The sequence below is a fragment of the Mycobacterium colombiense genome (assembly GCF_003284975.1).
GTDB lineage: Bacteria > Actinomycetota > Actinomycetes > Mycobacteriales > Mycobacteriaceae > Mycobacterium > Mycobacterium europaeum_A.
Map to the genome: position 1 here is coordinate 1 of NZ_QMEU01000149.1, position 8,735 is coordinate 8,735.

General features: G+C 69.9%; 12 protein-coding genes. 7 read left to right on the plus strand and 5 right to left on the minus strand.

Going from position 1 to position 8,735, the window contains the following annotated elements; genetic code table 11:
- The 5 genes from DQP58_RS24755 to DQP58_RS24775 all read left to right on the plus strand — a co-directional run.
- Positions 1–694 (plus strand): NUDIX hydrolase (locus DQP58_RS24755; protein ID WP_112710746.1); only part of this gene is annotated, 694 nt, incomplete at its 5' end.
- A 69-nt stretch (positions 695–763) separates the two neighbouring features.
- A complete protein-coding gene (pdxS, locus tag DQP58_RS24760) occupies positions 764–1,675 on the plus strand; it encodes a pyridoxal 5'-phosphate synthase lyase subunit PdxS (RefSeq protein WP_112710747.1) in 912 nt (303 codons plus the stop codon).
- Positions 1,676–1,685: 10 nt separating this feature from the next.
- Positions 1,686–2,525 carry an acyl-CoA thioesterase II gene (gene tesB, locus DQP58_RS24765; RefSeq protein WP_112710748.1) on the plus strand — a complete coding sequence of 280 codons (840 nt, stop codon included), beginning with the start codon at positions 1,686–1,688 and terminating at the stop codon, positions 2,523–2,525.
- 7 nt (positions 2,526–2,532) lie between these two features.
- Positions 2,533–3,150, plus strand: a complete 618-nt coding sequence (gene pdxT, locus DQP58_RS24770) for a pyridoxal 5'-phosphate synthase glutaminase subunit PdxT (RefSeq protein WP_112710749.1) — start codon at positions 2,533–2,535, stop codon at positions 3,148–3,150.
- Between the two features lie 104 nt (positions 3,151–3,254).
- Positions 3,255–4,010 (plus strand): YebC/PmpR family DNA-binding transcriptional regulator, encoded by a 756-nt coding sequence (locus DQP58_RS24775; RefSeq protein ID WP_112710750.1) that lies wholly within the window; start codon positions 3,255–3,257, stop codon positions 4,008–4,010.
- A 15-nt stretch (positions 4,011–4,025) separates the two neighbouring features.
- Here DQP58_RS24775 and DQP58_RS24780 read toward each other — a convergent pair whose 3' ends face one another.
- The 5 genes from DQP58_RS24780 to DQP58_RS24800 are packed head-to-tail and all read right to left on the minus strand — an operon-like array spanning position 4,026 to position 7,651.
- The gene (locus DQP58_RS24780; protein WP_112710751.1) at positions 4,026–5,618 is read right to left on the minus strand and encodes a polyamine aminopropyltransferase; all 1,593 of its coding nucleotides are present in this window, start codon (positions 5,616–5,618) and stop codon (positions 4,026–4,028) included.
- Complete coding sequence (locus DQP58_RS24785) at positions 5,615–6,070, minus strand: DUF350 domain-containing protein (RefSeq protein ID WP_066863848.1); 456 nt, start codon at positions 6,068–6,070, stop codon at positions 5,615–5,617. The genes DQP58_RS24780 and DQP58_RS24785 overlap by 4 nt, the downstream gene beginning before the upstream one ends.
- A gap of 26 nt (positions 6,071–6,096) precedes the next feature.
- Positions 6,097–6,528 (minus strand): DUF4247 domain-containing protein, encoded by a 432-nt coding sequence (locus tag DQP58_RS24790; protein WP_112710755.1) that lies wholly within the window; start codon positions 6,526–6,528, stop codon positions 6,097–6,099.
- Positions 6,525–7,022: a DUF2617 family protein gene (locus tag DQP58_RS24795; RefSeq protein WP_205869538.1), complete on the minus strand. Its 498-nt coding sequence runs from the start codon at positions 7,020–7,022 to the stop codon at positions 6,525–6,527. The genes DQP58_RS24790 and DQP58_RS24795 overlap by 4 nt, the downstream gene beginning before the upstream one ends.
- 17 nt (positions 7,023–7,039) lie before the next feature.
- Entirely contained in the window at positions 7,040–7,651 is a 612-nt protein-coding gene (locus DQP58_RS24800) for a DUF4178 domain-containing protein (protein WP_112710753.1), read from the minus strand.
- Between the two features lie 179 nt (positions 7,652–7,830).
- Between DQP58_RS24800 and ruvC the strand changes: the two genes are divergently transcribed.
- Positions 7,831–8,397, plus strand: coding sequence for a crossover junction endodeoxyribonuclease RuvC (ruvC, locus tag DQP58_RS24805; protein WP_112710754.1), 567 nt, complete (start codon positions 7,831–7,833; stop codon positions 8,395–8,397).
- A partial coding sequence (gene ruvA / locus DQP58_RS24810) for a Holliday junction branch migration protein RuvA (RefSeq protein ID WP_133259432.1) occupies positions 8,394–8,735 on the plus strand: 342 nt, incomplete at its 3' end. The genes ruvC and ruvA, both read left to right, overlap by 4 nt.

Consider the following 8,735-nt stretch of genomic DNA (forward strand, 5'->3'; position numbering starts at 1 on the left):
CGAGCTGGCCGACGCCGAGGCCCGCGTGGTGCTGGCCCGCCGCTTCCACAACGACGCCGTCCGCGACACCCTGGCCCTGGCCGAACGGCCCCTGGTGCGGTTGTTTCATCTGGGCGGAACCGCGGCGCTGCCAAGCTATTTCGAGATCGTCGAGCGACCGCACGCGCTGGCCCACGGCGATCACGGCGTCCTCAACCACCGCACCTCGGCGCGCATCGTGCTGCTCGACGACACCGGCGCGGTGCTGCTGCTGTGCGGGTCGGACCCCGCGCTCGCCGGGGGGCGCGCGCCGAAATGGTGGTTCACGGTGGGTGGCGAAGTGCAGCAGGGGGAGCGGCTGGCCGAGGCCGCCGCGCGGGAGCTGGCCGAGGAAACCGGTCTGCGCGTCGAGCCGGCCGAGATGATCGGGCCCGTGTGGCGGCGCGACGAGGTCTTCGAGTTCAACGGCTCGCTGATCGACAGCGAGGAGTTCTACTTCGTCTACCGCACCCAACGGTTCGAGCCGTCGCGCACGGGCCGAACCGAGCTGGAACACAGCTATATCCACGGCCACCGCTGGTGTGACGCTGCTGACATCGCGCAGCTGGTCGCGGCGGGCGAGACGGTGTACCCCATGCAGCTATCCGGACTGCTCACCGACGCGGCCGCGCTCGCCGGCGGCCGCACCCCCGGGCCGCTGCTGTCCATCCGCTGACTCCGCCGGTCCACGGGGGCCAAAGCGCCTCATTAGACTGGGTCGACAACGGTTGAAGGAGAGCAAGCAGTGAATACCGCCCACCCCCCGAACGGCAACGGGCGAACCGGGACGGCGCGCGTCAAGCGCGGCATGGCCGAGATGCTCAAGGGCGGCGTCATCATGGACGTCGTCACCCCCGAGCAGGCCAAGATCGCCGAGGCCGCCGGCGCCGTTGCGGTCATGGCGCTGGAACGGGTGCCCGCCGACATCCGCGCCCAGGGCGGGGTGTCCCGGATGAGCGACCCGGACATGATCGAGGGCATCATCGCCGCGGTGACCATCCCGGTGATGGCCAAGGCCCGCATCGGCCACTTCGTCGAGGCGCAGATCCTGCAGAGCCTCGGCGTGGACTACGTCGACGAGTCCGAGGTGCTCACCCCGGCCGACTACACCCACCACATCGACAAGTGGAAGTTCACCGTGCCGTTCGTGTGCGGGGCGACCAACCTCGGTGAGGCGCTGCGGCGCATCAGCGAGGGCGCGGCCATGATCCGCTCCAAGGGCGAGGCCGGCACCGGCGACGTCTCCAACGCGACCACGCACATGCGGGCCATCGGCGGCGAGATCCGCCGCCTGACATCGCTGTCCGAAGACGAATTGTTCGTCGCCGCAAAGGAATTGCAGGCCCCCTACGACCTGGTCGTGGAGGTGGCCCGGGCGGGCAAGCTGCCGGTGACGCTGTTCACCGCGGGCGGCATCGCCACCCCGGCGGATGCGGCGATGATGATGCAGCTCGGCGCCGAGGGCGTGTTCGTGGGCTCGGGCATCTTCAAGTCCGGCGACCCGGCCGCGCGCGCCGCCGCGATCGTCAAGGCGACCACGTTCTACGACGACCCCGACGTGCTGGCCAAGGTGTCGCGCGGGCTGGGCGAGGCGATGGTCGGCATCAACGTCGAACAGATCGCGGAGCCGCACCGGCTGGCCGAACGCGGCTGGTAAAAACTTTTCCGTGGCGATCGAAGAGATTCTTGATCTCGAGCAACTCGAGTTCAACATCTACCGGGGCAGCATCTTCAGCCCAGAGTCGGGATTCTTGCAGCGCACCTTCGGGGGCCATGTAGCCGGGCAGTCGCTGGTGTCGGCGGTGCGCACCGTCGACCCGCACTACCAGGTGCACTCGCTGCACGGGTACTTCCTGCGGCCCGGGGACGCTTTAGCGCGCACGGTCTTCATCGTCGAACGCACCCGCGACGGCGGGTCGTTCGCCACCCGCCGCGTCAACGCCATCCAGCACGGCGAGATCATCTTTTCCATGGGCGCGTCCTTCCAGACCGACCAGGAGGGCATTCACCACCAGGACCCGATGCCGGCCGCGCCGCCGCCGGACGGCCTGCCCGGCCTGGACTCGATCAAGGTCTTCGACGACGCCGGGTTCAAGCAGTTCGAGGAGTGGGACGTCTGCATCGTGCCGCGCGATCGGCTGCACCTGTTGCCGGGCAAGGCTTCCCAGCAGCAGGTGTGGTTCCGCCACCGCGACCCGCTGCCGGACGACCCGGTGCTGCACATCTGCGCGCTGGCCTACATGAGCGACCTGACGCTGCTGGGATCGGCCCAGGTCACCCATCTCGACGTGCGTGAGCACCTGCAGGTGGCGTCGCTGGACCACGCGATGTGGTTCATGCGGGCGTTCCGGGCCGACGAATGGCTGCTCTACGACCAGAGCTCGCCGTCGGCCAGCGGCGGCCGCTCGCTGTGCCAGGGCAAGATCTTCACCCAGTCCGGTGAGATGGTCGCGGCGGTCATGCAGGAGGGGCTGACCCGCTTCAAGCGCGGATACCGGCCGACGTGAGCGCGCTGTGACCCATCCCAGGATCGGGGTGCTGGCGCTGCAGGGCGACACCCGCGAACACCTGGCCGCCCTGGGCGAGGCCGGCGCCGAATCGATGCCGGTGCGGCGGCGCAGCGAGCTCGAGTCGGTCGACGGGCTGGTCATTCCCGGCGGTGAATCGACCACCATGAGCCATCTGCTGGGAGATCTCGGGCTACTGGAGCCGTTGCGGGGCCTGCTGGCCGACGGGCTGCCCGCCTACGGCGCCTGCGCCGGAATGATCCTGCTGGCCAGCGAGATTCTGGACGCCGGCGCGGGCGGGCGCGAGGCGCTGCCGTTGCGTGCGATCGATATGACGGTGCGGCGCAACGCTTTTGGACGACAGGTCGACTCGTTCGAGGGTGACATCCCGTTCGCGGGGCTCGACGATCCGGTGCGCGCGGTGTTCATCCGCGCCCCCTGGGTGGAGCGCACGGGCGACGGCGTCGAGGTGCTGGCGAGCGCGGCCGGACATGCCGTCGCGGTGCGGCAAGGACGCAACCTGGCCACGGCGTTTCACCCGGAGATGACCGGCGATCGGCGCATTCACCACCTGTTCGTCGACCTCGTCAGAGGCACCCGCCCGCCGACCGTCACGCAGGAGTGACGTCCGATAACGACTGCCACGCTGGCGTGACGGTCGGCGCATCGGGCCGTCCACGTAGACTCGTCTGGCCACAAAAACAAGAGGATTTTGAAGATAGGACAGTGATGAGCGGCCATTCCAAGTGGGCCACCACCAAGCACCAGAAGGCCGTCAAAGACGCGCGCCGCGGCAAGGAGTTTGCCCGGCTGATCAAGAACATCGAGGTCGCCGCCCGTACCGGCGGTGGTGACCCGGCCGGCAACCCGACGCTCTATGACGCCATCCAGAAGGCGAAGAAGACCTCGGTGCCCAACGACAACATCGAGCGCGCCCGCAAGCGGGGCGCCGGCGAGGAAGCCGGTGGCGCCGACTACCAGACGATCATGTACGAGGGCTACGGGCCCAACGGCGTCGCGGTGCTGATCGAATGCCTGACCGACAACCGCAACCGCGCGGCCGGCGAGGTCCGGGTGGCCGTGACCCGCAACGGCGGCAACATGGCCGATCCCGGCTCGGTGTCCTACCTGTTCAGCCGCAAGGGCGTGGTCACGCTGGAGAAGAATGGCCTGACCGAGGACGACGTGCTGACCGCGGTGCTCGAGGCCGGCGCCGAGGACGTCAACGACCTCGGGGACAGCTTCGAGATCATCTCCGAGCCCACCGACCTGGTTGCGGTGCGCACCGCGCTGCAGGACGCCGGCATCGACTACGAATCGGCGGAGGCCAGCTTCCAGCCGTCGGTCAGCGTGCCGGTCGACGTCGAGGGCGCGCGCAAGGTGTTCAAGCTCGTCGACGCACTGGAGGACAGCGACGACGTGCAGAACGTCTGGACCAACGTCGATCTGTCCGACGAGGTGCTGGCCGCGCTCGACGAGGAGTAACCGGTACCGCCGGGGTTAGTCGTAGCCGTGCCGCATGTCCTCGACGATGCGCGGATTGTCCAGGGTCGACGGGTCCACCGCGCGCGGGCCGACGTCACCGGAGAACACGCCGGCGGCGTCGAGCACCCGCTGATTGAGGAACCGCAGCGGCGGCGCATTCGCGGGCACCCTGGGTACCGGGGCGGCGCCGGCGCGCTGGGCCAGGGCGAATCCCCAGTCACCGAACGTGGGCACGTGCACGTGATACGGCGTGACGGCGTAGCCGGCGGCGCGGATCGTCGACACCGTGCGCCAGTACGCCGTCGGCGTGGAGAAGGGGCTGCCCGCCTGCACCACCATCAGCCCGCCGGGGGTCAGCGCCCGGGCGATCAGCGCGTAGAACTCCGTCGAGTACAACCGGCCCAGCACCGGTGTGTCCGGATCGGGAAGGTCGACGATGACCGCGTCGAAGCGGTCCACGTTCGGCCGGCGTAACCAGTTCATCGCGTCCTCGGTCACCACGGCCACCCGCGGGTTGTCCAACGAACCGCCGTTGGCGTTGCGCAGCGTGGTGCGCGCGATGTCGATCACCGCGGGGTCGAGCTCGACCTGCACGATCGTGGAAATGCCGGGGACGCGCAGCAATTCGCGGGCGGCCAGGCCGTCTCCGCCGCCGAGCACCAGCACCGATCGCGCGCCGTTGCCGAGGGCGGGGTAGACGAGGCTTTCGGTGTAGCGGTATTCGTCCCGGGTGGAGAACTGCAGCCCGCCGTCGAGGTACAGCCGGGTGTCGTTGCCGCGGCGGGTCACCACGATCTCCTGATAGGCCGTGTGCCGGTAGGCGATGATCGGGTCGGCGTAAAGCCTTTGCCTGCTTGTGGTTTCGATGTCGGCAGAGCGCAGCAGCAGGGTGGCCAGCAGCGCCGCGGCGGCGGCCAGCGCGCCCAGCGCCAACGCCAGTTGCCGTATCGAAACCACCTGGCGCAGAAGGAAAACCGCCACGACGGCCGCCGCGGCCAGGTTGATCATGCCGGTGGCCGCCGCGCCGCGGATCATCCCCAGTTGCGGCAGCAGCAGGAACGGCCAGACCAGCCCGCCCAGCAGCGCGCCCAGGTAGTCCGCGGCGTTGAGGTTGGCCAGCGTGCGGCCGGCATCGGCCGCCTGGTCTTCGTCGGGCCCTGTCCGGCCCCGGTGCAGCAGCGTCATCAGCAGTGGCACCTCGGCGCCGACCAGGCCGCCGATCAGCGCGGTGCCCACCGCCAGCACCCACGTCGACCCGTCCACGAAGGCGAACGCCACGTAGAGCGCCGCCGCCGACAGGCCGCCGACGATGCCCAGCAGCGCTTCGACGGCGATGAAGGTGATCGCGGCGTGCGCCAGCAGGGGTTTGACCACCAGGGCGCCCACGCCCAGCGCGGCGATGTAGCCCGCGACGATCAGCGAGGTGGCGACGATGCCGCCACCGTCCAGGCTCGCCGACAGCGTCAGCAGCGCGAGTTCGTAGATGATGCCGCACGCCGCGCAGGCCGCGACGGCGGCCAGCAACAGCGCCCGCCACCGCCCCGACGTCGCCGCGGGCCGCGTCGCCTCGGGCGCCCGCACCTCGCCCGCAGATCCGACCGCGCTCATGACACCGCCGCGGCGGTCACCCCTCCCACGGCGAGCAGTATCAGCGCCACCGCGAACGATCCCGGATGCAGCTCGGGCTCGTCGATGTGCTCGTGGAAACTGCCCGGGATCAGCAGGTGCATGGTCAACAGCGCGACGCCCAGCAGGATCACACCCATCAACCCGTATACCGCCACGCCGACCAGGCCCTGGCCCAGCTGGCTGTAGCTGTTGGCGATCGCGGTGATGATCACGATCGTCAGGGCGATGTACATCGCGCCGGCGACCACCACCGCATTGGGCCGGCGGTCGATGAACACCAGCTGGCGCAGCTTGCCCGGGGTCAGCACGTCGACCGCGTAGAACCCGACGAGCAGCACGGCCATGCCGACCGCGAAGTACAGGATGGTCGCGACCGCGCCCTTCAGCACGGGATTGAGGTCGACGGTGCCGATCTCGACGGCGAGATACATGATGCTCTCCTTTGCGGTGGTGGGAGTCATTTGGTTCCGCCGGGGCCGCCGGGGGTGCCTCCGGCGCCGCCCGACGGGGATCCGGGGGAAAACCCGGGGCCGAGGAAGATGAAGGCGCCGTGGCTGTATCCGGCGCTCAGGGGTTCGACGCGGATGCTGCACGGGTAGCCGCCGTCGGGCCCGACGATCACGATGTTGTTGCTGTAGCGCAGGTACTCGGTTTTGCCGTTGTCGGCCCGCGCGTCGGGTTCGGCATAGTCGGCGAGCGTGTCGGCCACCTGGTCGGGGGATCCGCCGCACTGGTAGCGGGTCCCGTTCACGTCGCGGGCGTATTCGTGATAGTGCCCGGCGACGTATGATCCAATGTTCTTCTGCAACAAGATGATTCCGAAGATCAGGCACGCCAGGCCGGCCGCGCCCAGCACGCCGGCGATCACGAACAGGCGGTTGCGGCTCACGGGCGCCACCGGCTGGCCGTGTGGACCACCGTTCCGCCGTGCCGCCCCGGGTAGAGGTGCCAGGTCCGCCAGCGCCAGCCGGCGCCGTCGGGTTCGGCGGCCAGCACGGTCAGTGCGGCGTCATCGCCGGGAAAGGTGCCGCCGAGCCAGCCCGCCCGGCGGGCGCACCGGGCGCGCAGGTCCCGTGCGAGCCGGCGAAAGCTCGCCTCGTCGTGGGTGTCGGTGCGCGATCGCAGGCGGTAGCCGGGCGCATCGGTGCGCTCGGGCAGGTCGGCCCCGAGATTGCGTGCGGTACAGGAGATTTCCTCTGAGAACGCCTGCTCCACCGCGACGACGTGTGAGGCCCCGAGCACCCCGAGCAGTAGCGTCGGGCCGCCGCCGGGGTGGCCGAGCCGGCAGCTGGCCAGCGGCGCGGGCACTGGCGCGTTGAGGGCCAGCCCCAGCCGTTCGCCGGATACGTCGGCCGGGGTCACGGCGAGCTGATGAAGGGGCACCGAGGAGACCTTTTGCGCTACGCCGGGCTGGGTGGGGGCGCCGAATACACGGTGATTTCGCCCGGCGAGACGGACTTGCCCGTCGAGACCTCCCAGGGCATGTCCGGGGCCCAGCGCTCGAACGAGAGCAGCGCCGACTCGTCGGCGTTGGTGCAGTCGACGAACTCCATCTCGCCGCCGGCCGGCAGGCCGGTGGTGCCCTCGGTGGTGTAGGAGGCGCGGCCGCGTTCGGACTCGTGGAACATCACGCCGTCGACGACGTAGGGGTCGCCGGGCCGCAGCGGCACGTCCTTGCGGGTCACCCACAGCGCGAGTTCCAGGCGCCCGTCGTCCTCCTCGACGCTGAACCAGAGCGGCTGGTCGCCACCCTCCAGCAGGTGCTCCCACCAGACGAAGGGGCCTTCGCGGAAGGTGACCGAACCGCGCACGATGTAGTCGGTGCCGCCGTAGCTGACGATGGCGCCGGGCCCGAGCTGGCGCGGCCCGAATTGGGGCATCGCGTCGGCGGCGAGCGGGTCCGGTCGCCCGCCCCCCTGGGCCGGCTGCTTGGGTCGCCGCAAAGCCACCACCAACACCACGATGGACGCGATGAAGAGCACCACGGCGATCATGACCAGCAGAGATCCCACGCCAACCCCTTCGTTGCCACGTTGCTCGAGCGAACGTGGGGTAAAGCTAACAGCTTTTTCGCGGGTTCGGCGCCGTAACGTCGCGCCGGGAATCGGCGGCGGCGCCGCGTGTCCTACCCGGGCCCGTCGGCGCCGGCCGCTAGGGTATCGAACAGCTGTTCTACTAGGTGGGAGTCCGAATGCGGGTGATGGGCGTCGATCCCGGCCTGACCCGATGCGGTCTGTCGGTCGTCGAGAGCGGGCGCGGGCGCACGGTGGTGGCGCTGGACGTCGACGTGGTGCGCACCCCGTCCGACGCACCGCTCGCCGAACGGCTGCTGAAGATCAGCGACGCCGTCGAGCACTGGTTGGCCACCCACCAACCCGACGTCGTGGCGGTCGAGCGGGTGTTCTCCCAACTGAACGTGTCGACCGTCATGGGCACCGCCCAGGCCGGCGGCGTGGTCGCGCTGGCAGCCGCCAAACGCGGCATCGACGTGCACTTCCACACCCCCAGCGAGGTCAAGGCCGCGGTCACCGGCAACGGCGCGGCCGATAAGGCGCAGGTCACCGCGATGGTCACCAGAATCCTTGCGCTGCAAGCCAAACCGACGCCCGCCGACGCCGCCGACGCGCTGGCCCTGGCGATCTGTCACTGCTGGCGGGCCCCGATGATCGCCCGGATGGCCGCGGCCGAAGCGACGGCCGCCGAGCAGCGCGAGAAATACAAGGCCAAGTTGGGCGCCAAGCTGAAGGCCGCGCGATGATCGCCTCGGTGCGCGGCGAGGTCGTCGAGGTGGCGCTCGATCACGTGGTGATCGAGGCCGTCGGCGTCGGCTACCGGGTGAACGCGACGCCCTCGACGCTGTCCACGTTGCGAACCGGCACCGAGGCGCGGCTGATCACCGCGATGATCGTCCGCGAGGACTCGATGACGTTGTACGGCTTCACCGACACCGAAACCCGCGACCTGTTCCTCACGCTGCTGTCGGTGTCCGGGGTGGGGCCCCGCCTGGCGATGGCGACGCTGGCCGTGCACGATGCCGGGGCGCTGCGGCAGGCGCTGCACGACAGCGACGTCACCGCGCTCACCCGGGTGCCCGGC

Coding starts and splice junctions, on each gene's coding strand:
- ruvC (WP_112710754.1), top strand. CDS start 7,831: ATGCGGGTGATGGGCGTCGATCCCGGCCTGACCCGATGCGGTCTGTCG.
- DQP58_RS24780 (WP_112710751.1), bottom strand. CDS start 5,618: ATGAGCGCGGTCGGATCTGCGGGCGAGGTGCGGGCGCCCGAGGCGACG.
- DQP58_RS24785 (WP_066863848.1), bottom strand. CDS start 6,070: ATGTATCTCGCCGTCGAGATCGGCACCGTCGACCTCAATCCCGTGCTG.
- DQP58_RS24775 (WP_112710750.1), top strand. CDS start 3,255: ATGAGCGGCCATTCCAAGTGGGCCACCACCAAGCACCAGAAGGCCGTC.